The organism is Aureimonas frigidaquae (genome assembly GCF_001463905.1).
GTDB lineage: Bacteria > Pseudomonadota > Alphaproteobacteria > Rhizobiales > Rhizobiaceae > Aureimonas > Aureimonas frigidaquae.
In genome coordinates, this window is sequence record NZ_BBWR01000011.1 from 147,867 (window position 1) to 169,211 (window position 21,345).

Annotated in this window: 24 protein-coding genes; 7 read left to right on the top strand and 17 right to left on the bottom strand. The window is 66.9% G+C overall.

Going from position 1 to position 21,345, the window contains the following annotated elements:
* Positions 1–14 precede the first annotated feature (14 nt).
* From AUL30_RS12290 to infC, 8 genes are all read right to left on the bottom strand, one after another.
* Complete coding sequence (locus AUL30_RS12290) at positions 15–1,043, bottom strand: glucokinase (protein WP_062228176.1); 1,029 nt, start codon at positions 1,041–1,043, stop codon at positions 15–17.
* Between the two features lie 76 nt (positions 1,044–1,119).
* The gene (gene mepA, locus AUL30_RS12295) at positions 1,120–2,064 is read right to left on the bottom strand and encodes a penicillin-insensitive murein endopeptidase (RefSeq protein WP_083507907.1); all 945 of its coding nucleotides are present in this window, start codon (positions 2,062–2,064) and stop codon (positions 1,120–1,122) included.
* Positions 2,065–2,161: 97 nt separating this feature from the next.
* Positions 2,162–4,579: a phenylalanine--tRNA ligase subunit beta gene (gene pheT / locus AUL30_RS12300; RefSeq protein ID WP_062228178.1), complete on the bottom strand. Its 2,418-nt coding sequence runs from the start codon at positions 4,577–4,579 to the stop codon at positions 2,162–2,164.
* A 64-nt stretch (positions 4,580–4,643) separates the two neighbouring features.
* Positions 4,644–5,021: a hypothetical protein gene (locus tag AUL30_RS12305; RefSeq protein ID WP_062228179.1), complete on the bottom strand. Its 378-nt coding sequence runs from the start codon at positions 5,019–5,021 to the stop codon at positions 4,644–4,646.
* 38 nt (positions 5,022–5,059) lie between these two features.
* Positions 5,060–6,148: a phenylalanine--tRNA ligase subunit alpha gene (gene pheS, locus AUL30_RS12310; RefSeq protein ID WP_157070127.1), complete on the bottom strand. Its 1,089-nt coding sequence runs from the start codon at positions 6,146–6,148 to the stop codon at positions 5,060–5,062.
* A 183-nt stretch (positions 6,149–6,331) separates the two neighbouring features.
* The gene (gene rplT / locus AUL30_RS12315; protein ID WP_062228180.1) at positions 6,332–6,748 is read right to left on the bottom strand and encodes a 50S ribosomal protein L20; all 417 of its coding nucleotides are present in this window, start codon (positions 6,746–6,748) and stop codon (positions 6,332–6,334) included.
* Positions 6,749–6,788: 40 nt separating this feature from the next.
* Positions 6,789–6,989: a 50S ribosomal protein L35 gene (gene rpmI, locus AUL30_RS12320; protein WP_039195541.1), complete on the bottom strand. Its 201-nt coding sequence runs from the start codon at positions 6,987–6,989 to the stop codon at positions 6,789–6,791.
* A 188-nt stretch (positions 6,990–7,177) separates the two neighbouring features.
* Positions 7,178–7,717, bottom strand: a complete 540-nt coding sequence (gene infC, locus AUL30_RS12325) for a translation initiation factor IF-3 (protein ID WP_062228181.1) — start codon at positions 7,715–7,717, stop codon at positions 7,178–7,180.
* A gap of 191 nt (positions 7,718–7,908) precedes the next feature.
* On the opposite strand from infC, the gene AUL30_RS12330 reads away from it, so the two are divergent.
* Together AUL30_RS12330 and AUL30_RS12340 are read left to right on the top strand one after the other, a co-directional pair.
* Positions 7,909–8,670, top strand: coding sequence for an alpha/beta hydrolase (locus tag AUL30_RS12330; protein ID WP_062228182.1), 762 nt, complete (start codon positions 7,909–7,911; stop codon positions 8,668–8,670).
* A 741-nt stretch (positions 8,671–9,411) separates the two neighbouring features.
* On the top strand, positions 9,412–10,041 hold the full coding sequence (locus AUL30_RS12340) for a transglutaminase-like cysteine peptidase (RefSeq protein ID WP_083507900.1): 630 nt from the start codon (positions 9,412–9,414) through the stop codon (positions 10,039–10,041).
* A 59-nt stretch (positions 10,042–10,100) separates the two neighbouring features.
* On the opposite strand, the gene AUL30_RS12345 is transcribed toward AUL30_RS12340, so the two are convergent.
* From AUL30_RS12345 to AUL30_RS12375, 8 genes are all read right to left on the bottom strand, one after another.
* Positions 10,101–10,721 (bottom strand): zeta toxin family protein, encoded by a 621-nt coding sequence (locus tag AUL30_RS12345; RefSeq protein ID WP_083507901.1) that lies wholly within the window; start codon positions 10,719–10,721, stop codon positions 10,101–10,103.
* Entirely contained in the window at positions 10,702–10,944 is a 243-nt protein-coding gene (locus tag AUL30_RS12350; RefSeq protein WP_062228231.1) for a hypothetical protein, read from the bottom strand. The genes AUL30_RS12345 and AUL30_RS12350 overlap by 20 nt, the downstream gene beginning before the upstream one ends.
* 136 nt (positions 10,945–11,080) lie before the next feature.
* Positions 11,081–11,269 (bottom strand): DNA gyrase inhibitor YacG, encoded by a 189-nt coding sequence (yacG, locus tag AUL30_RS12355; RefSeq protein WP_062228184.1) that lies wholly within the window; start codon positions 11,267–11,269, stop codon positions 11,081–11,083.
* Positions 11,266–11,883: a Maf-like protein gene (locus tag AUL30_RS12360; protein ID WP_062228185.1), complete on the bottom strand. Its 618-nt coding sequence runs from the start codon at positions 11,881–11,883 to the stop codon at positions 11,266–11,268. The genes yacG and AUL30_RS12360 overlap by 4 nt, the downstream gene beginning before the upstream one ends.
* A 7-nt stretch (positions 11,884–11,890) precedes the next feature.
* The gene (gene infA / locus AUL30_RS12365; protein WP_019994787.1) at positions 11,891–12,109 is read right to left on the bottom strand and encodes a translation initiation factor IF-1; all 219 of its coding nucleotides are present in this window, start codon (positions 12,107–12,109) and stop codon (positions 11,891–11,893) included.
* 193 nt (positions 12,110–12,302) lie between these two features.
* Positions 12,303–13,592, bottom strand: coding sequence for a UDP-N-acetylglucosamine 1-carboxyvinyltransferase (gene murA / locus AUL30_RS12370; protein WP_062228186.1), 1,290 nt, complete (start codon positions 13,590–13,592; stop codon positions 12,303–12,305).
* A gap of 105 nt (positions 13,593–13,697) precedes the next feature.
* The gene (locus AUL30_RS19955; RefSeq protein ID WP_192843065.1) at positions 13,698–13,856 is read right to left on the bottom strand and encodes a hypothetical protein; all 159 of its coding nucleotides are present in this window, start codon (positions 13,854–13,856) and stop codon (positions 13,698–13,700) included.
* Positions 13,853–14,155: a SelT/SelW/SelH family protein gene (locus AUL30_RS12375; protein WP_062228187.1), complete on the bottom strand. Its 303-nt coding sequence runs from the start codon at positions 14,153–14,155 to the stop codon at positions 13,853–13,855. Before AUL30_RS12375 ends, AUL30_RS19955 begins: the two co-directional genes overlap by 4 nt.
* Before the next feature lie 90 nt (positions 14,156–14,245).
* Between AUL30_RS12375 and AUL30_RS12380 the strand changes: the two genes are divergently transcribed.
* The 5 genes from AUL30_RS12380 to AUL30_RS12400 all read left to right on the top strand — a co-directional run bounded on the left by AUL30_RS12380 (position 14,246) and on the right by AUL30_RS12400 (position 19,195).
* Complete coding sequence (locus tag AUL30_RS12380) at positions 14,246–14,719, top strand: MarR family winged helix-turn-helix transcriptional regulator (RefSeq protein ID WP_157070115.1); 474 nt, start codon at positions 14,246–14,248, stop codon at positions 14,717–14,719.
* Positions 14,720–14,780: 61 nt separating this feature from the next.
* The gene (locus AUL30_RS12385; protein WP_062228189.1) at positions 14,781–16,340 is read left to right on the top strand and encodes an MFS transporter; all 1,560 of its coding nucleotides are present in this window, start codon (positions 14,781–14,783) and stop codon (positions 16,338–16,340) included.
* 27 nt (positions 16,341–16,367) lie between these two features.
* Complete coding sequence (locus AUL30_RS12390; protein ID WP_062228190.1) at positions 16,368–17,435, top strand: HlyD family secretion protein; 1,068 nt, start codon at positions 16,368–16,370, stop codon at positions 17,433–17,435.
* A 75-nt stretch (positions 17,436–17,510) separates the two neighbouring features.
* Complete coding sequence (locus AUL30_RS12395) at positions 17,511–18,437, top strand: ABC transporter ATP-binding protein (RefSeq protein ID WP_062228191.1); 927 nt, start codon at positions 17,511–17,513, stop codon at positions 18,435–18,437.
* Positions 18,434–19,195, top strand: coding sequence for an ABC transporter permease (locus AUL30_RS12400; protein ID WP_062228192.1), 762 nt, complete (start codon positions 18,434–18,436; stop codon positions 19,193–19,195). The genes AUL30_RS12395 and AUL30_RS12400 overlap by 4 nt, the downstream gene beginning before the upstream one ends.
* Here the strand turns inward: AUL30_RS12400 and AUL30_RS12405 are convergent, their stop codons facing one another.
* Entirely contained in the window at positions 19,196–21,202 is a 2,007-nt protein-coding gene (locus AUL30_RS12405; RefSeq protein WP_062228193.1) for an acetyl-CoA carboxylase biotin carboxylase subunit, read from the bottom strand. It abuts the gene before it with no gap.
* Positions 21,203–21,345 lie beyond the last annotated feature (143 nt).

The window sequence follows — 21,345 nt, forward strand, 5'->3', positions numbered from 1 at the left end:
CATTGGCGCCGCGGTCAGGCGGACCAGCGGCGCCCCGCCGTCTCCAGGCCGAAGAAGCGCGGGTTGCGGGCATAGGCCGCCAGCCCGACCAGGGCTGCCATGGGCTCGGTCACCGCAAAGAGGGGCATATCGCGCAGGAGCGCCGAATGCGGCGCCTTGTCCTCGAAGGCCGCCCGCAGCGCCTCCGTGCGCAGGAGCGGCACGATGCGCTGGAAGATCCCGCCGGCAATATAGACACCGCCCCGCGCCATGAAGATCAGGGCAAGGTCGCCCGCCACCCGTCCGAGGCAGGTGGCGAAGAGCTGGATGGCTTCGGCCGCCTGCGCGTCCTCGGCCGGCGTCGCGGCGGCGAGCGTCACCGCCTCGGGCGTGTCGTGGCGGCTCGGCACGCCGTCGGCGCCGCAGATGGCGCGGTACAGATTGACCAGGCCGCGGCCGCACAGGACCTGCTCGGCCGAGACGCGCCCCTCGATCCTTTCCAGATGCGGCCAGATGGCCATGTCGCGCGGCGTACGGGGCCCGAGGTCGACATGCCCACCCTCGCCCGCCACGGGGATCCACATGCGCCGCGCGCGCACCAGCCCCGCCACGCCGAGGCCCGTGCCAGGGCCAAGCACCACGCGGCTCGCGCCCTCGCGCGCTGAACCGCCCCCGATCTGCTGCCGGCCGCTGTCCGGCAGGGCGGAAACGGCCAGCGCCTGCGCCTCGAAATCGTTCATGACGACGATTTCCTCAAAGCCGAGATCGGCCAGGAGCGAACGCGGACGCACGACCCAGGGGCTGTTCGTCAGGTCGATCTCGTCCCCGTCGATCGGGCCGGCAATGGCGAGCACGGCGGATTTCGGCTGCACGGAGGTCTTGTCCAGCACGGTCGCCTGGATCGCGTCGTCGATATTGGGATAGTCCGCCGTCTTGACGACAGGGAAGGTCTTCGGTTCGGCGAAAGCATCGAGCAACAGCGCGAAGCGCGCATTGGTCCCACCGATGTCGGCGATCAGGATCGGAAAGCGGAGGGCTTCTGAACTATCGAGCGTCGGTGTCATGGCGGGACCGTATAAATCGATTGAAAGGCTGCACCGTCTCTACTGCCAGAGCGGGCCTGTGGAAAGGCTTAGTTTCTCAATGTGACGGGCGTTCCGTCGGTGTGGGGATTGCGGAAAGGACAGGAGCGTGTCCTGAGCCGGCGGCTGCGGCGCCGGCCGGCGCGTCCAGCACCTGGCGGCACGCCCGGGGCAGGTCCGACATGGCCAGAGGGGGTTTGGGCCGCGGCGGCTTGGCACCCGGCGGTGGCGGCTGCAGCGCGACATCGAACCACCAGGACAGGTCCCCGCAGCCATCGCCCCGGCCGACCGGCTCCTGGCTTTCGCAGGCGGTGGCGCCCGGCGGGCACCGCATGCGGATGTGGAAATGATAATCGTGCCCATACATCGGCCGCACCTTGGCAAGCCAGCCGCGATCGCCGCTTGCCACGGCGCAGAGCTTTTCCTTGATGCCGGGGTGGACGAAGATGCGCTCCACCTCCGGCGCCAGGGCCACACGCCGCAGCAGCCGGTAATGTTCCGGCCGCCAGCGCGCCGGATCGACCCGCAGGGTCCTGGCGTCGATCAGGCTGGGCGGATCGATCGCATCCCGCTCGGCGTCGCTCATGCGGTGGTCCGGCATCGGCGTCAGATAGACATCCGCATCCAGGCCGATCTGATGCGAGGCATGGCCGTTGGTCATGGGGCCGCCGCGCGGCTGCGCGATATCGGCCACAAGGAAGCCGGGCCAGCCGTCCTGGGCGGCGGCCTGGGCCGACAGGCGCTCCAGGAGGTCGATCATGGCCGGATGGCCGAAGGATCTGTGGCGGGCCGGGCGCGTGGTCTGCCAGGTGGGCCCGTCACGCGGCATGGCGACGCCACCGGCCAGGCACCCGCGTGAATAGAAGCCGATGCTGGCGCTGGCCATGGCGGCGGGCTCCCGCGCCTGCCCGAACAGATCGCGGGCGGCGGGCTCCGCCAGAGCGGCCGTGCCCCAGAGCAAGAGCGCGGCCACCGCCAGCACCCAACGCCAAAGCTGTCCCATCGCCATCCTGCCGCGGTTCATGCCGGAAGCTTGCCTGCCCCAGCATGACGGCGCAAGGCTGCACGGAGCTTGCGCGCCGGCAGCCCCACTGGAAAGGTCAGCTCCGAAGGACGCCACCCGTGGCCTTCGCCACCGCGGCGACGATCTTGCCGGAGACGGCCTCCAGATCCTCGTCGGTCAAGGTGCGTTCGCTGGGAACCAGCGTCACTTCCAGGGCGACGGACTTGCGCCCTTCCCCCAGGGCGGCGCCGGTGAAGATGTCGAAGATCCGCACCTCGCCCACCAGCTTGCGATCGGCGCCTTCGGCCGCGCGTACGAGCTTCAACGCCTCGACCGCCGCATCGACGACGAAGGCGAAGTCCCGCCGCACGGGCTGGAACGCGGAAAGCTGGAGGGTCGGCTTGGTGCGCGTCGGCTTGCGGCGCGCCTCCGGCAGCGCGTCGAGCTGCACCTCGAAGCCGGCCAGGGCGCCACCCGCCCGAACGGCTTTCAAGACCTTGGGGTGCAGCTCGCCGAACTCCGCCAGCGTGACCTTGGGTCCGAGCTTGATGCGCCCCGAACGGCCGGGATGGTACCAGGCGCTGGCCCCGGCCTCGATCTGGATGCGATCGGTGGGAATGCCGGCCGCTTCCAGAACCGCCAGCGCATCGGCCTTCGCATCGTAGACCGAGACGGTCGGCGCGTTGCCGGACCAGTCGCGCCCCGCGCCCGCCATGACGGCCGTGCCCCGGCGCAGCCCAGCGGCCACGCGCTGCTGGCCCTCCGGCGTATCGTCCCGATAGACATGCGAGACCTCGAACAGGGCCGTATCGCCATAGCCGCGCGCGGCATTGCGCGTCGCTGCGGCGATGAGGCTCGGCAGGAGCGAGGGGCGCATATCCGTCAGCTCGGCGGCAATCGGGTTTTCGAGCTGCAGCGCCTCGGCGCCGCCGCCGAAGGCCACGGCCTCCGCATGCGGGATGAAGGAATAGGTCACGGTTTCCAGCATGCCGCGCGTGGCAAGCGCCCGGCGCACGATCCGGTCGCGCTGCTGCGCCGCCGTCAGGACGCGGCCCGTCACGGCGGCATCACGCGGCAGCGGCGCGGGCGCGATCGCATCGACACCCGTCAGGCGCATCACCTCTTCCACGAGGTCCGCCTTGCCGTCGATATCGGGCCGCCAGCTCGGCGGGACGATCGTCGCCCCCGCATCGTCGCGCGCCGCCACGGTGAAGCCGAGCGATTGCAGGAGCGCGATCTGCCGGTCCGGCGCGACGGTCAGGCTGGTGAGACGCTCGACCTCCGTGAAGGGCAGCCGCACGGGCTCCGGCCGCGCGCCCCGATAGGGCACGATGTGCTTGCGCGTCGGCGTGCCGCCGCACAGCTCCATCACCAGGCGCGTGGCAAGGTCGAGCCCCGGCTCCATGAAATCGCAGTCGACACCCCGCTCGAAGCGGTAGCGCGCATCGGTGACGATGCCGAGCTGCCGGCCGGTGCGGGCAATGTCGATCGGCTCCCACAGCGCCGATTCGATCAGCACGTCCGTGGTCGTCTCGTCGCAACCCGAATGCTCGCCGCCCAAGATGCCGGCGATCGATTCGGGGCCCTTGTCATCGGCGATCACGCAGACCGATTCATCGAGCGCATGGACCCGCCCGTCGAGCCCGAGGATCTCTTCGCCGCTCGCAGCCTGGCGCACCGTCAGGCCGCCCGTCACACGCGCGGCATCGAAGACATGCAGTGGCCGGCCGCGATCGAAGGTCAGGTAGTTGGTGATGTCGACCAGCGCGTTGATCGGGCGCAGTCCGATGGCTTTCAGCCGCTTCTGCATCCAGTCCGGCGATGGGCCGTTGCGCACGCCGCGCACCAGGCGCAGCGCGAAGCCGGTCGCCGTCGGGCTTTCGAGGGTGAGCGCAACCGGGCAATCTCCCTCTCCGGCGATGGGCTCGGGCGCCTTTGTCTTCAGCGTGCCGAGGCCGGCCGCCGCGAGGTCCCGTGCAATGCCCGAAACGCCCGTGGCGTCCGGCCGGTTGGGCGTCAGGTTGATCTCGATCACCGGGTCCGACAGGCCCGCATAATCGGAAAAGCGCGTTCCGACGGGCGCGTCGGACGGCAGGCTGATAATGCCGTTATGCTCGTCCGACAGTTCGAGCTCGCGCTCGGAACACATCATGCCGAAGCTTTCGACACCCCGGATCTTGCCGACGCCGAGCGTCGTGTCGATGCCGGGCACATAGGTCCCCGGCAACGCCAGGACGCCGATAAGGCCAGCCTGTGCATTGGGCGCGCCGCAGACGATCTGCAGCGGCTTGCCGTCATTGACCTGCGGGCCGGCATCCACGCTGAGCACGCGCAGCTTGTCGGCATCGGGATGCGGCTCGGCCGTCAGCACGCGGGCGATGGTGAAGGGGTGGAACACCGCCCGGTCGTCGACGCTCTCGACCTCCAGACCGATGGCCGTCAGCCGCTCGGTGATCTCGTCAAGGCTCGCCTGCGTTTCCAGATGATCCTTCAGCCACGACAGGGTGAATTTCATGATTGAGTTCGCGATCGTATCGGTGGTGGACGAATTGGATGGATGGCGGGAGGAGGGCCGGCGGTCAGCGCAGGCTCCCCTGCCGCGTCGTCGCATTGGCGTGGACGAAGCGGTAGATGGACAGGGCCAGCACGGCGAAGACCAGATTGCCCAGGATGATGCCGGTCCAGGTCAGCGTCTCGCCCAGGATGAAGCGGTCGACGAGGCTCGGCAGCACCACGCCCAGCGCCAGGCTGGCCAGGGCAGCCGGCGTGCGATCGAGCTGGTGGTACAGGAAGGCGAACAGGCCAACGGTCACGAGGCCGAGCACATAGGCGCCAAGGGACGCCACCGCACTCGCAAAGGCGACGCCGCCGAACAGCCAGGTGAGGATTCCCGTCACCAGGGTCGCCAGGACGGCGCCGGCCAGAACGGCGATGCATTCCAGGAACATCATCTTCATGTCGGTCTGACGCCTTCCCTTGCCAAAATGCCCGAAATCTAGCTGCTCAAGCCGCCGAACAGTGTCGGAATATCCAGCGGCCGGAAACCGTAATGTTCGAGCCAGCGCACATCGGCGTCGAAAAAGGCGCGCAGGTCCGGCATGCCGTATTTGAGCATGGCGATGCGATCGATCCCCATGCCCCAGGCGAAGCCCTGATAGACATCGGGATCCAGGCCACTGGCGCACAGCACGTTCGGATGCACCATGCCGCAGCCCAGGATCTCCATGAAGTCGGTCCCCTCGCCGAAGCGCACCTCACCCGGGCGGGAACGGTCGCACTGGATGTCCACCTCCATCGAGGGCTCGGTGAAGGGGAAGAAGCTCGGCCGGAAGCGCATCTGAACCTGCGGCACCTCGAAGAAGGCACGGCAGAATTCCTGCAGCACCCACATCATGTTGGCGATGTTGGCGCTGCGGTCGATGACGAGCCCTTCCAGCTGGTGGAACATCGGCGAATGGGTCGCGTCCGAATCCTGCCGGTAGGTCTTGCCCGGTATGACGATGCGGATGGGCGGCGCCTGGCGCTCCATCGTGCGCACCTGCACGGGCGAGGTGTGCGTGCGCAGCACCTTGCGGCGGCCATCCGCGCCCGGCTTGAAGAAGAACGTGTCGTGCATTTCCCGGGCGGGGTGGCCCTCGGGGAAGTTCAGCGCCGTGAAGTTGTAGTGGTCCGTCTCCACATCCGGGCCTTCGGCGATGGCGAAGCCCATGTCGGAGAAGATGGCCGTCACCTCGTCGATCACCTGGCTGATCGGGTGGATGCGCCCGCGCGCCAGCGTGGAGGGGCGGACGGGCAGCGTCACGTCCACCGCCTCGGCGGCCAGCCGGGCGTTGATGGCGGCGTCCGCCAGTGCTTCGCGGCGCTCGGTCAGCGCCCCCTGCACCCGGTCGCGCAGCCCGTTCAGGGCCGGGCCGAACTCCCGGCGCTCGTCCGGCGTCATGCGGCCGAGGCCCTTCAGGAGCTCGGAAATCTCGCCCTTCTTGCCCAGCGCGGCCAGGCGGACCTCTTCCAGTGCGGCTTCGCTATCGGCCGCGCCGATGTTCGAAAGGGTTCGCTCCTCGAGCGCCGCCAGATCGCTCACCATGTTCGTCACCTAGCTTTCGCCCCCTTGCACGGTCATGTTCCCGTGAATCTTCCGGTCGTCCCGTCGTCGCCCGTCAGGGGCGCTTGAAGCACACCCCCCGGGACGCGACAAGGCCCGCGCGCGAGCTTCGCGGCGGGCCTTGTCGCAGTTCGCAAGTAGGCGGCATTCCGCCCGGGCGTCGCCTCAGGCGGCGCGCTTCTCGCCGACGGCGCGCTCGTAAGCGTTCGCGTTCTCGTCCTTCAGGTATGCCAGCGCGTCCTTGGCCTGCGCAACCAGCGCGGCGAAGGCCTCGGGCTCATGAATGGCGATGTCGGACAGCACCTTGCGGTCGACCTCGATGCCGGCCTTGTTCAGGCCGTCCATGAAGCGCGCATAGGTCAGGCCGTGCTCACGCACGCCGGCATTGATGCGCTGGATCCACAGAGCGCGGAAATTGCGCTTCTTGTTGCGACGGTCGCGCGTGGCGTACTGCATCGCCCGGTCGACGGCAGCCTTCGCGGCGCGGATCGTGTTCTTGCGGCGACCATAGAAACCCTTGGCGGCCTTCAGGACTTTCTTGTGCTTGGCATGGGACGTTACGCCCCGTTTCACGCGTGCCATGATCTAGCTCCTTAAATTCGCTTCTGTCCCGAACGTCCGCTCAGCGGTCGTAGGGCATGTAGGTCTTCACGATGCGCTCGTCCGGCTTGGACAGGATCATCGTGCCGCGTGCGTCGCGGATGAAGTCGTTGGAGCGTTTGATCATGCCGTGGCGCTTGCCAGCCGGCTGGGCCTTGACCTTGCCGGTCGCGGTCATGCGGAAGCGCTTTTTGGCGCTCGATTTGGTCTTCATCTTGGGCATTTCGCTCTCCTCGATGGGGCAAGGCGAAAGGCTAAGCAGCGTCACCGCCACCCGGTAAAATACCGCAACCTTTGCGCCAAAGCATTCGGAGCCGCCACGGCATGCCCTGCCGGACGGCTCGCACTTGAACGGTGGGGCTTATAGACGCTGGCCCGAAGGCTGGCAAGCCCGGAAACGGCAGCGCGGCTTCAGCCGCGCGGCGCCAGGACCATCATCATCTGACGGCCTTCGAGCTTGGGCTCGGCCTCGACCTTGGAAATCTCGGCCGTTTCCTCGCGAACGCGGTTCAGAAGCTGCATGCCGAGCTCCTGGTGCGCCATTTCGCGGCCACGGAAGCGCAGGGTCACCTTGACCTTGTCGCCCTCGTCGAAGAAGCGGCGCACGGCCTTCATCTTCGTCTCGTAATCGTGGTCGTCGATGTTCGGGCGCATCTTGATCTCTTTGACCTCGATGACCTTCTGCCGCTTGCGCGCTTCGGCCGCCTTCTTCTGATTCTCGTATTTCAGCTTGCCGAGATCGAGAATCTTGCAGACGGGCGGATTGGCGGTCGGGACGATCTCGACGAGATCGAGTCCGGCCTCCTCCGCGAGCGCGAGCGCATCGGCGGTCGGCACAGGGCCCCGGTTCAGGCCGTCCGCATCGATCAACTGGACCTGCGGAACACGGATCTCCCGGTTCGAACGCGGTCCTTCCTTCTGGGCGGGCGGGGCACGGAATGGTCTGCGAATGGTCGTTTACTCCTGATATTGACGGTCATGGCTTACCTGCACCACCGGGGCGCGGCCATAGCCCCAACCCGCCCGGCCGCTATGGCGCTGGCGAGTCTGGAGCCGATCACCTTTTCGATATAGCACGTCGGATGGCAAGTTTCACCCGTTGTAAAGAACATTTACGACCAGAGCATACGGATGCGATCACCATGCAGGACGCTCCCATCGCGGATTTCTTCGAGCCCGGAGACGGCCGCCGCATCGCCTGTCTGGCGGCGGAAGGCAGCACGCCGACCATCGTCTTTCTGGGCGGCTACCGCTCCGACATGCGGGGCAGCAAGGCGCAGGCGCTCCATGCCATGGCTGAGCAAGGCGGCCACGGTTTCCTGCGCTTCGACTATACCGGGCATGGCGAATCGTCCGGCCGTTTCGAGGATCTGACCATCTCCGACTGGCTGGCCGATGCGCGTGACATCGTGACCGCCCGCACCGGGGGCCCGCTCGTCCTGGTCGGCTCCTCCATGGGCGGCTGGATCGCCCTTCTCCTGGCGCGCGAGCTGGCGGGCCGCGTGGCCGGCATGGTGTTGCTGGCCCCCGCCCCCGATTTCACCAAGCGGCTCGTCGAGCCTTCGCTCACCGCCGCCGAGTGTCACGCGCTTTCGACCCGTGGATACATGACGCGCCCGTCCGAATATGGGCCGGAGGGGACCATCTACACCAAGCGGCTGCTCGATGACGGGCTGGCCCGCTGCCTGATGGACGGCCCCATCGAAACCGGATGCCCGGTCCACATCATCCAGGGCATGCAGGATCCGGACGTTCCCTATACCCACGCGCTGGACCTCGTCTCGCACCTGCCGGGCGAAGGCGTCACGCTGACGCTCGTCGCCGACGGGGACCACCGCCTGTCCCGCCCGGAAGACCTGTCGCGCATGGAGCGCGCCGTCACCGACATGCTGCGCCAGGGCTGAACACCTGAGCGTGCGCGACACGTCTGGTAAAGATCGGAATTCTGTCCTATAGACGTAGCGGCCCGGCCAGGAGTTCGCAGCTCCATGGCCGGGCCTAACCGCCAATGCTCCACTGAAAGGAGAAAGCATCGATGGCTGTGACAGCCTCTAACATATATCCATCATCCTTCGCATCCGCTTCGTATCGGTGCCGATGCGTTTGCCCCTGAAAAGGCGCAGGGCCGACGCTCTCCCCGGTGATAATTTGGAGATCGGGGACGGAATGGCCCTGTCGATGATGGGCCGTTCCGACCTTGTGCCGGGACGTGTCGGCGGTGACGCGCTCATCGCTGCCCCGAACCATGCCGGCAAACCCGGCAGGGACAAAGGGGCGCTGAAGGGTGCCGGGCATATCTGCCCGGTGCCGCAACCGGTCTGCGGCCGCAATGGCCGCATATGGTTTCCCGACAGCGCACTGTATGGTTGAGGCGGACGAGGGGGAAGGGTTCGACAACCTTTCAAGGCTCGTCCCCCTCGGCTTCAGGGTTCGCCTCCGCGCCGCGCCGCCCACAGGCGCGTCACAAAACCGCCATTCGATCCGGCAGTCTTGGCCTGTCGGCGGGCGGATCGGCAGCCCATAGGGGCCGCATATGCCGCATCCACTGGGTGAAGGCGGTGTCATCCGAATGACTTATTGACTGTTTTGCGTCGTGCACCCACGATCGGCGGACTGGGGTTCCAGCCGTGAGGGGCGGCGTGGCGATGACGGGTGCAAAGACGATTCTGGCGTTTGCGGCCGGGCTGGCGATCAGCGCCGCCATCATGGTCGGCGCGCATGCCGACAGCCCCTTCATGACGCTCGGCGCCTACACGACCCAGCCGATCGGCCATTTCGACTATTGCCGGCGCGCGCCACAGGATTGCGCCCCATCCGGCGCCATGGCGCCGGGCCCGATCGCCCTGACGGCGGAGACGATGGGGCGCGTCGCGCGCATCAACCGCACGGTGAATGCGACCATCGCGGCCGAAAGCGACCTGGCGCTCTATGGGCAGGACGAACACTGGGCCATCCCCACCACCGCCGGCGACTGCGAGGATTACGCGCTTCTCAAGCGCCAGCGGCTGATCGCCCTCGGCATTCCTGCCGGCAACCTTCTGATGACGGTCGTGCGCAAGCGCAACGGCGATGGCCATGCGGTCCTGACGCTGACCTCGCAGGAGGGTGACTTCGTCCTCGACAATCTGGACAGCCGCGTCCGCTCGTGGTCCCAGACCCCCTATCGCTACCTCAAGCGCCAGGACGCCGCCGATCCCGGCCGCTGGGTCACCATCCGCCACGACCGCAGCCACGACCTCCTCGTGGCAGCGACATCCAGCGCCGCGCGGGACTGAACACCTGGTCCTCGGGCAGCCGACGGCTCAGATCCCCTCCTGCTCGCCTGCCGGACGCGCTATGTCCGCTCCCTGGTCGCGATTGCGCGAACTGTGTGCACAACCGCTGTGAGAGCATCTTCATCAAGCGCGATGACACCGTCCTTCTTCTCACCGATCTGGCGCGGCTGCGAACCGCTGTTGTCCCAGATCCACGCTTGATCAGCATTCTCCAGGAACCACGGGAGCTGTTCCAGGGACGCGGCATATCGCTTATGGACCTTCTCGTCGGGCACGTGATGTCCGCCCTTTTCAACGCGGAGCTTAATGCGCTCGATGGAACGCTCGGGACGATCCAAGACCACGTAAATCAACCATATGGCGAAGCCTAAACGCTTGGCTTCTTCCACGATGCGTCGGTACTTGCCCGTCGAGAGAACCGTCTCAACGCCGACTGTCTTGTGTACGGAGATTGACGCATCGAGCCAGGCCTCGATGCGCTGCACGGCGGCCAGATTGGCTGCCGGTAACGAAAGGTCTTCAACGGCAGCGATACGGGCCGCCAGGAGATCAGGGTTGACGATCCATACGGACCGGCCGCCCAACTCCAGATCGGCGTTCGCATAGACACTGCTCTTTCCCGACCCGTTAGGCCCTGCGACGAGCAGGAATACCGGCTGATCAGCCTCGGCCAGGGACACGGTCTGGTGCGCCTGTCACAGCCTTGTTGTCGCGCCGTGCTTTTTCAACGTTGCGACGGAATACGTAGTCGAGGTCCTCGCCGAGCGTCTCGCTATGCCCGTTGATCGTACGCACGATCACGAACTTCCCCGTGCTGGCATCCCGAACCCGCTTCTGGGTCACGGAGCCGCTGCGCGCACCCTTCTTGGGCTTATCGAAATTTTTAATGACGATCTCTGCCATAACCGCTCCCATTTATACCCGATTATAGCAAACCTATCATTCGGCGGAAGAAGCTAACGATTGGAAACGACCAGGTTTGCCAGGTCGGACAGGTTTGGCTGACGGACTCACCGCGCCTTCACGAGTGCCTTATCGCTCAGTTCTGCTCTTCTGAGCCCGGACCTTCGTCGGCGGGACTGGGAATGACGTAGGAGCCGGAGAGCCAGCGGTTGAGGTCCACCGCCTTGCAGCGGGGCGAGCAGAAGGGATAGGTCGCGCGGGCGGAGGGGCGGCGGCATTCGGGGCAGGCATGGCGCGGCCGCAGGGGCGTTATGTCGGCGCTCACGCTGGCCCATCGCCTCCGGTCGGGAAGCCTTCGCCCTCCAGTAGCGCGAGGGTTTCATACAAAGGCAGGCCGACGACATTGGTATAGGAGCCGACCAGGCGCAGGACGAAACCGCCGGCCCGGCCCTGGATGGCATAGCCACCGGCCTTGCCGCGCCATTCGCCGGAGGCGAGGTAGCGGTCCATGTCGTCGCGCGTCAGCCGTTTGAAGCGGACACGCGTTTCCACGAGGCGCTGGCGCAGCTTGCCGCCCGGCGTGATCAGGCAGATACCGGTATAGACGCGGTGCGTGCGGCCGGACAGGATGCGCAGATTGGCGTGGGCATCCTCGATCAGCTCGGCCTTGGGGATGATCTGGCGCCCCACGCAGACGACCGTATCGGCGGCCAGCACGTAGCTGTCATCCGCCTGCCCCTCACGCTTCAGGATGTCGCTTGCGCTTTGCGCCTTCGCCTTGGACAGGCGCTTGGCCAGAGAGCGCGGATGTTCCGAGCGCTCGGGCGTCTCGTCCATATCGGTGGGCAGCAGCCGCTCGGGCTCGATGCCGACCTGCTGCAGCAGCTCCAGACGGCGCGGCGAGGCCGAGGCGAGAACCAGATGAAGCGGCGACGCCATGCCCGGCCTACTTGAAGCGGTAGGTGATGCGGCCCTTGGTCAGGTCGTAGGGCGTCATTTCGACGAGCACCTTGTCGCCCGTCAGAACGCGAATGCGGTTCTTGCGCATCCGGCCTGCCGTGTGGGCGATGATTTCGTGATCGTTCTCGAGCTTGATGCGGAAGGTCGCATTGGGAAGCAGCTCGGTCACGACCCCGGGAAACTCAAGAACTTCTTCTTTCGCCATGCGTGGTCCTGTTCTTTGAATCGAGGGATCGGCGGTCCGCTCCAGCGGCGGGCCTGCCATGTGTCTGAACGGGTGAAACCGGCCTTCGCGGTTGCGCGCAAGACCGGTCCTTCAATGAATGCGTGCCCTAAATCGTGCGGAACGCGAGAAAATGCAAGGCGAAACAGGCTTTCGACCTGCCTACGCGCCGATATCAACCGGAGATTCGCTCCACTTCTGCGCCGCAGGCGCCGAGCTTTTCTTCCAGCCGCTCGAAACCGCGATCCAGATGGTACACGCGATTGACCGTGGTTTCGCCATCGGCCACAAGCCCGGCGATCACCAGCGAGACAGAGGCGCGCAGGTCCGTCGCCATGACGGGGGCGCCCTCCAGCTTCGCCACGCCCTCGACCCGCGCCACCTGGCCGGAGAGGGAGATCTTCGCGCCGAGCCGCGCCAGCTCCTGCACATGCATGAAGCGGTTCTCGAAGATCGTCTCGGTGATGTTCGAAACCCCGTCGGCACGCGTCATGAGCGCCATGAACTGGGCCTGCAGATCGGTCGGGAAGCCGGGGAACGGATCGGTGACGACATCGACCGGGCTGATTCCCGCGCCGTTGCGCCGGATCCGGATGCCGTCATTGAGTTCGGTCACCTCGGCGCCGGCCTGCCGCAGCGTATCGAGCGCGGTGGACAGGAGCGAGGCATGGGTTCCCGACAGGGTCACGTCGCCGCCGGCCATGGCCGCGGCGATGGCATAGGTCCCGGTCTCGATGCGGTCGGGCAGGACACGATGGCGCGCGCCGGACAGCGCCGTCACGCCCTCGATGGTGATGGTGCTCGTGCCGGCACCGGAGATCCGCGCGCCCATGGCGTTCAGGCAGGCCGCCAGATCGGCCACTTCGGGCTCACGCGCGGCGTTCTCGATCACCGTCTCGCCCTTGGCGAGGGATGCGGCCATCAGCATGACATGGGTGGCGCCGACGGACACTTTGGGAAAGCGGAAGCGGTTGCCGACAAGGCCGCCCGGCGCCTGCGCCACGACATATCCACGGTCGATATCGATCGTCGCGCCCAGCGCGCGCAGGCCGTCGATGAACAGGTCCACCGGCCGCGTGCCGATGGCGCAGCCGCCCGGCAGCGACACGCGCGCCTTGTGCATGCGCGCCAGCAGCGGGCCGATGACCCAGAAGCTCGCCCGCATCTTCGACACGAGTTCGTAGGGCGCGGTGGTATCGACGATGGTGCGCGCCGTGAAATGGATGGTCCGGCCCTGGGCCGGGTCCTGGACGAGCCGCTTGCCGGACACGGCATAGTCCACGCCATGATTGCCGAGGATGCGGATGAGCTGCTCCACATCGGCCAGATGCGGGACGTTTTCGAGCGTCAGCGTATCGTCCGTCAGGAGCGAGGCGATCATCAGCGGCAGGGCCGCATTCTTTGCGCCGGAAATCGGGATGGTGCCGTTGAGCGTGTTCCCGCCCCGGATGCGAATACGGTCCATTTGTGCGTGTCACCCCAGAAGTTTGCTTCGGCCGGCGTTTCCCTACACGACGGCACCGCCCCGTTCAAATCCCCCCACCCGGACGCGGCAGCGGACCATCCGATACTATTGTGGCCGAATGAGAGCCGTGGCGCCGAACAGGACCAGCGCGGCGAGTGCGATCTTCCAGAAATCGCCGCGCTTCGTCAGGCCGGGCAGTCCGAGCGGCCGGAACATCTGCACGACCATGGCGACGAGCATGATGGCCGAGACGATCTTGGTCATGAATGGGCCGGCCGGTCATTGTGACCGAGGTCCCGCGTCGGATCGAGCTGGTCCCGCACGCGCTGCTTCAGGACCTTGGCTTCCGGAAAGCCGCCATCGGCCTTGCGCTCCCAGATCAACGCATCCTCGTAACGGATTTCGAAGATGCCGCCGGTGCCCGGCACCAGAGCGACCTCCCCGAGGTCCGGTCCGAAGGTGGACAGGAGCTCCTGGGCCAGCCAGGCGGCCCTGAGCAGCCACTGGCACTGGGTGCAATAGGTGATGGCGATGCGCGGCCGCGCCTGATCCGCAATGTCCATGATGCCCCCGGAGAACGATCCACCGCCCCTCTTAGCGCACGACTTATTGTAAGTCTTGCATATCGTTAGTGCGCTAGTTATATGTGGAACATGCAATCAGAGATTGAAAATCCCCGGACGGAGCTGACCGAGCTCATCGTGCGGACGGGCCGACGGATGCGCACCGTGTTCAATGCACGCGTCAGCGCCCTGGGGCTGACCTATCCGCGCGCCAGGGTACTTGCCATGCTGGCCCGCCATGCGGCGCCCAACCAGACCGAGCTTGCCGGCCGCCTGCAGCTCGAAACGGCGACGGTTGTGCGCCTTCTGGACGGGATGGAGCGGCTCGGCCTGGTGGAGCGGGTGCCCGCCGACGGTGACCGGCGCGCCAAGGAAGTGCGCCTGACGCCCGAGGGGCGGGACGCGGCGGCGCAGGTCGCCGCGATCACGCAGGACATCCGTGAAGCGATGCTGGACGGCATCGGCGATGCCGATGCGGCATCCGCCCTCCACACCATGCGGCACATGGCGCGGTCCATCGAGGACATGGCGGCTGGGCGGGAGGATGTCTGCGATGAGGAGTGACACTGCCATCGAGACCCCAGGCCTGCGGATCGTCCGCACCCTGCCGGCCCCTGCCCCCTATATGCGGCGGCACCCGGCCCTGGCGGGCCTGTACATCGCGGCCTCGACGCTGATTGCGCTGACACAGGGGCTCGGCCTCAACCTGATCTCGGCCAACCTGCCCAATGTTCAGGGCAGCCTGTCCCTGACGACCAACGAGACCGTCTGGCTGATGGCGGCCTATCTGGTCCCCAATGTCAGCCTGACGCTGATGATGACCAAGATCCGGGCCCAGTACGGGCTTCGGCGCTTCGCGGAAATTGCCGTCATCGCCTTCGTCGTGGTCAGCGCCATGCATGTCTTCGTTACGGATTTCCGGTCGGCCATGACGGTGCGCTTCTTTGCGGGCGTCGCGGCCTCGCCCCTGTCGACGCTCGGCTTCCTGTACATGCTCGAGCCGTTTCCGCCGGAGCGCAAACTGTCTCTCGGCATCGGCCTCGCCGCCATCAACATCTCGCTCGCTATGCCGCTGGCGCGGCTCGTTTCCCCGCTGGTGGCCGAGACGGGCGATTTCGCAACGCTCTTCACGCTGGAAATGGGGCTGGCGCTGATGGCGCTGGCCGCGATCTTCCTTCTGCCGCTCAACCAGCCGGAACGTGTCCCCGTCTTCGAGCCGCTCGATTTCGTCAGCTATGCCTTCATCGCCACGGGGCTGGGCGGCATCGCCGTCGCGGCGACGCTCGGGCCCTATGAATGGTGGCTGGAAGCACGCTGGATCGGCATTCTCCTCAGCGTCGCCGTGGCGGCGCTGACCATCGCCGCCCTGATCGAGTTGAACCGCACGAACCCGCTCCTCGACCTGCGCTGGATCTTCTCGCCGCAGATCCTGCACTTTGCCGGAACGCTGCTCCTGTTCCGCCTTCTCCTGTCGGAACAGACGAGCGGGGCGGCCGGCTTCTTCCAGGCGCTCGGGCTGCGGAACGAACAGACGATGACGCTCTATGCGGTCATGATCGGGGCGACCATCCTGGCCGGGCTGGCGACGGCCGCCCTGACCACGCCGGAGCGCACGCCGGTCATCCACGCCCTGGCGCTTACCTTCCTGGCGGCGGGCGCCTACATGGACTCCCGCGCCACGGCGCTGACGCGGCCGGAAAACATGATGCTCAGCCAGTCGCTCATCGCCATGGCCGCCGTCATGTTCCTCCCGCCGGCGCTCGGGCTCGGTTTCCGGGCGGCGATGCAGAAGGGCATGAACTATCTTCTGTCCTTCCTCATCGTCTTCCTGACCACGCAGAGCCTGGGCGGCGCGATCGGCTCGGCGATCTTCCGCACCCTCGTGACGCTGCGCGAGAAGTTCCATTCGGACATGCTGGTGGACCACCTCGTCCTGACCGACCCGGTTGTCGCCGCCCGCGTGGCCCGCATGGCGGCGGCCTTGGGCTCCGGCCTTCCCGATCCGGCGCTGCGCCAGGCTGCCGCGCTCTCCACGCTGGCAACGCAGGCCACGCGGGAGGCCACGGTCCTGGCCTATAACGATGTCTTCTTGGCTGTCAGCGGCCTCGCCCTTCTGGGGCTCGCCGTTCTTCTTGTCCACCTTCTGTATCAGCGCCTGAGCGCGCTGCGACCCGCCGCGGCCTGACCCGCGCGCGCGTCGAAAGGATCTGTCATGGCACGCATCTTCCGTTCCTTTTCCACCTATGTCGCGGTGCTGGCGGGCTTCGCCGGCATTGCCATCATCCTGTTCGCCTGGAACCTGCCGCCCTTCGCCAGCACCGTGCAGGTGACGAACGACGCCTATGTGCGCGGCAAGGTCACCACGCTGAGCCCCCAATTGGCCGGCATCCTGGCCGAGGTCCCCGTCCAGGATTACCAGCATGTCGAACAGGGCACGCTCATTGCCCGGCTGGACGACGCCATCTTCCGCCGCAAGCTGGAACAGGCAGAGGCCGGCCTAGCCACCCAGCGCGCTGCCTTGAACAATTTCGACGAACAGCGCCGCGCCGCAGAGGCCAGGGTCACGGCGGCCGAGGCGGGGGAAGCCAGCGCGCAGGCCGCTTTCGAAACGGCCGAGGCGAGCTGGAAGCGTATTTCGCCCCTGGCCGCCAAGGGTTTTGCCCCGGGCAGCGATCTGGACGTCGCGCGGCGCAGCCGCGCGGAGGCCGAGGCCGCCCTGCATCAGGCCACGGCCCAGCGCAATGTCGCCGAGCAGGAGCTCGCCTCGACGCTGAACTCCCGCCAGTCGCTGGAAGCGGCCGTCGCCAATGCGCAGGCATCGGTGGAACTGGCGCGGCTGGATCTGGAGCATACCCGCATCCTGGCGCCGGTTTCCGGGCGGCTGGGAGAGGTCGGCGGACGCACGGGACAGTATGTGCAGCCCGGAACGCAGCTTGCCAGCATCGTGCCCGACGAGCGCTGGATCGTGGCCAACTACAAGGAAACGCAGCTTGCCGGCATGCAGCCGGGCCAGGCTGTGAGCTTCACCGTCGATGCGCTGCCGGGCGCCACCTTTGAAGGCCGGCTGGAACGCTTCGCCCCGGCGACCGGCTCCGAATTCGCGATCCTGAAGTCCGACAACGCCACCGGCAATTTCACCAAGATCGCCCAGCGTGTGCCGGTGCGCATCGCCATCCAGGGCGATGCGGCCGGCTCCGAGCGCCTCGTCCCCGGCATGTCCGTCGTCGTCCGGCTGGACACGGCGCAGGCGCGATCCGATATGCGCACGGCGGCGAACTGACGGCGGGCCCATGCCAGGGGCGACATTGCCCGTCCGATCGCCTATCTATGCCGCCGCAACCGGAGACTCGCCACGATGGATCCGATCCTTTCGGTCGAGAACGTCACCAAGACCTATACCAACGGCTTCCAGGCGCTGAAGCCCGTCAATCTGAGCATCCGCAAGGGTGAGATCTTCGCGCTCCTGGGCCCCAACGGCGCCGGCAAGACGACCCTCATCAGCATCATCTGCGGGCTGACCAACCGCTCCTCCGGCACCGTGCGGGTGGCCGGGCACGACATCGGCACCGAGTTCCGGGCCGCGCGCGCGGCCATCGGCCTCGTGCCGCAGGAACTCACCGCGGATGCCTTCGAGACGGTGTGGGCGACGGTCAGCTTCTCGCGCGGGCTGTTCGGAAAGCCCCGCAACGACGCGCATATCGAAAAGGTCCTGCGCGATCTGTCCCTTTGGGACAAGCGCGACTCGAAGATCATGACTCTGTCGGGCGGCATGAAGCGGCGCGTCCTCATCGCCAAGGCGCTGTCGCACGAGCCGCGGCTTCTGTTCCTGGACGAGCCGACCGCCGGCGTGGACGTGGAGCTGCGGCGCGACATGTGGCGCGTGGTCCAATCGCTGCGCGAGTCCGGCGTCACCATCCTGCTCACGACCCACTATATCGAGGAAGCGCAGGAGATGGCGGACCGGATCGGCGTGATCCGCTCTGGCGAGATCATCCTGGTGGAGGACAAGGCGACCCTGATGCAGAAGCTCGGTCGCAAGCAGCTGATCATCGAGTTGCAGGAGCCGCTGGACGCCATTCCCGCCGCACTCGCACCCTTCGAGCTGACGCTGTCGGCGGACGGCACCGCGCTCACCTATGCCTATGCGACGGGCGGCGAGCGCACCGGCATCACCGCGCTCCTGTCCGGGCTCGAAGCGGCCGGCATCCGCCTGCACGACATACGCACACACCAGAGCACGCTCGAAGACATCTTCATCGACCTCGTCAGGAGCCGGCCATGAACGGGCGCGCGATCATCGCCATCTATCGATTCGAAATGGCGCGCATGTGGCGGACCCTGTTCCAGAGCATCCTGTCGCCCGTCATCTCGACCTCGCTCTACTTCGTCGTCTTCGGCGCGGCGATCGGCAGCAGCATCGGCGCCATCGACGGCATCTCCTACGGCGCCTTCATCGTGCCGGGCCTCATCATGCTGTCGCTTCTGACGCAGAGCCTCTCCAACGCCGCCTTCGGCATCTATTTCCCGAAATTCACCGGCACCATCTACGAAATCCTGTCGGCGCCCATCTCGCCGCTCGAAATCGTCCTCGGCTATGTCGGCGCGGCGGCGTCCAAATCCGTCATATTGGGGCTCATCATTCTGGCGACGGCGTTCCTCTTCGTGCCGCTGCACATCGAACACCCGCTGCTCATGCTGGTCTTCCTGGTGCTGACGGCCGTGACCTTCAGCCTCTTCGGCTTCATCATCGGCATCTGGGCCGACGGGTTCGAGAAGCTCCAGCTCGTGCCGCTCCTGGTCGTCACGCCGCTCGCCTTCCTCGGCGGCAGCTTCTACTCCATCAAGATGCTGCCGCCCTTCTGGCAGGACGTGTCCATGGCCAATCCGGTCGTCTACCTGATCAACGGGTTCCGCTGGAGCTTTTTCGGCCAGTCCGACGTGAATGTCTTCGTCAGCCTCGGCATGACGCTGGTCTTTCTTCTGGTTTCCCTCGTGATCATCCTGCGGATCTTCAGCACGGGCTATCGCCTGCGGCCCTGATCACTCGAATTCGAGGATCAGGGCGTCTACGGAAAGGCTTGCCCCCGGCTCGACCGCGATGCGCGCGACGGTGCCGCGCCGCTCCGCGCGCAGGACATTCTCCATCTTCATCGCCTCGACCGTCGCCAGGATCTGCCCTTCCTCCACCGCGTCGCCCTCCGCCACCATGATGGCGGTGACGACGCCCGGCATCGGGCAGAGCAGCATGCGGGACGTATCGGGCGGCAGCTTGACGGGCATGAGCTCGGCCAGCGCGTCGACACGCGGACTGCGCGCGCGCACCGTCAGATCGATCCCGTGCCAGCGCAGGCGGAGCGCGCCGCCGGCATAGTCGGTCTTCACCTGCATCGCCGTGCCATCCACCGTAAAGGCCGCGATCCTGTCGCCCGGCCGCCACGCGCTGTCCACGCGCATGGCGGCGCCATCGGCAAAGCGCATGCGGGCCGCCGTGCCGTCATCGGCCTCCACCCGCGCCTCGAAGCGCTCCCCGGCCATGCGCAGGACGAGCGCGCCGCGGGGGCGGGCCGGCTGCCCGGAGATGGTTCCGGATATGGCCTTGGCACGGGCATCCTCCCGCTCGGCCACAACGGCGGCAATCGCCGCCAGGCGGCGCGCCTCTGCCGGCTGCGGTGCGGTCCCGGAAAAGCCGTCGTGATACTCTTCGGCGATGAAGCCCGTCGTCAGCCGGCCGGCCCGGAAGCGCTCGTGCCGCAGCACGGCCGACAGGAAGGGCAGATTGTGCCCGATCCCTTCCAGCTCGAAGCCGTCCAGCGCCGCAATGAGCCCATCGATGGCCGTGCTCCGATCGGGCCCGTGCGCGCAGAGCTTGGCGATCATCGGATCGTAATGGACCGAAATCTCGCTCCCCTCGCTCACGCCGGTATCGTTGCGGATCACGATCCCGCCGTCGCGCGGCCCTTCGGCCGGCGGGCGGTAGCGCGTCAACCGGCCGATCGAAGGCAGGAAATTGCGGAACGGATCTTCCGCATAGAGCCGCGCCTCCATGGCCCAGCCCTGCGCCTGCACGCCATCCTGGCCGATGCGCAGCCTTTCGCCGGCCGCCACGCGGATCATTTCCTCCACCAGGTCGATGCCCGTCACGAGCTCCGTCACGGGATGCTCGACCTGGAGGCGGGTGTTCATTTCAAGGAAGTAGAAGTTGCGCGCGCCATCGACGATGAACTCCACCGTTCCGGCTGAGGAATAGCCCACGGCCTTCGCCAGGGCCACGGCCTGCGCGCCCATGGCCTCTCGCGTGGCGGGGTCCAGGAAGGGCGATGGCGCTTCCTCGATGACCTTCTGGTTGCGCCGCTGGATGGAGCATTCCCGCTCGCCCAGGTGGATGACATTGCCGTGCCTGTCGCCCAGGACCTGGATTTCGATATGGCGCGGCTGTTCGACGAACTTCTCGATGAAGATGCGGTCGTCGCCGAAGGCGCCCCGCGCCTCGCTGCGCGAGGACTGGTAGCCCTGCCGCGCCTCCTCCGCGTCGAAGGCCACGCGCATGCCCTTGCCGCCACCCCCAGCCGATGCCTTGATCATGACCGGATAGCCGATGGCCTCCGCAATGCGTACGGCCTCCTCCGCGCTCTCGATCAAGCCCATATGGCCCGGCACGGTCGAAACGCCGGCCTTTGCGGCCAGGGCCTTGGAGGCGATCTTGTCGCCCATGGCCTCGATGGCGTTGGCGGACGGCCCGATGAAGGCGACGCCCTCCGCCTCCAGCGCCCGGGCAAACCCCGCATTCTCGGACAAGAAGCCGTAGCCCGGATGCACGGCCTGTGCGCCGGTACGGCGCACGGCGTTCAGGATCGCCTCGATCGACAGGTAGGACTGGGCCGAGGGGGCCGGACCGATCGCCACCGCCTCGTCGGCCATGCGCACATGCACCGCGTCACGGTCCGCGTCCGAATGGACAGCCACGGTGGCGATGCCCATGCGGCGGGCCGTCCGGATGACCCGGCAGGCGATTTCCCCGCGATTGGCGATCAGAATCTTCTCGAACATGCGCCCCCCAGCCCTCTCCTCGGCCGGTTCCATCCTTAGAATGTCTGCGCGCCGGGTTCAAACCGAGGTGCCTGGCCGGTGCCGGATGCCGACCGCCGTTCACGGACCATCACAAGGGCGCGACCCGCGGCCGTTTGCGGCCA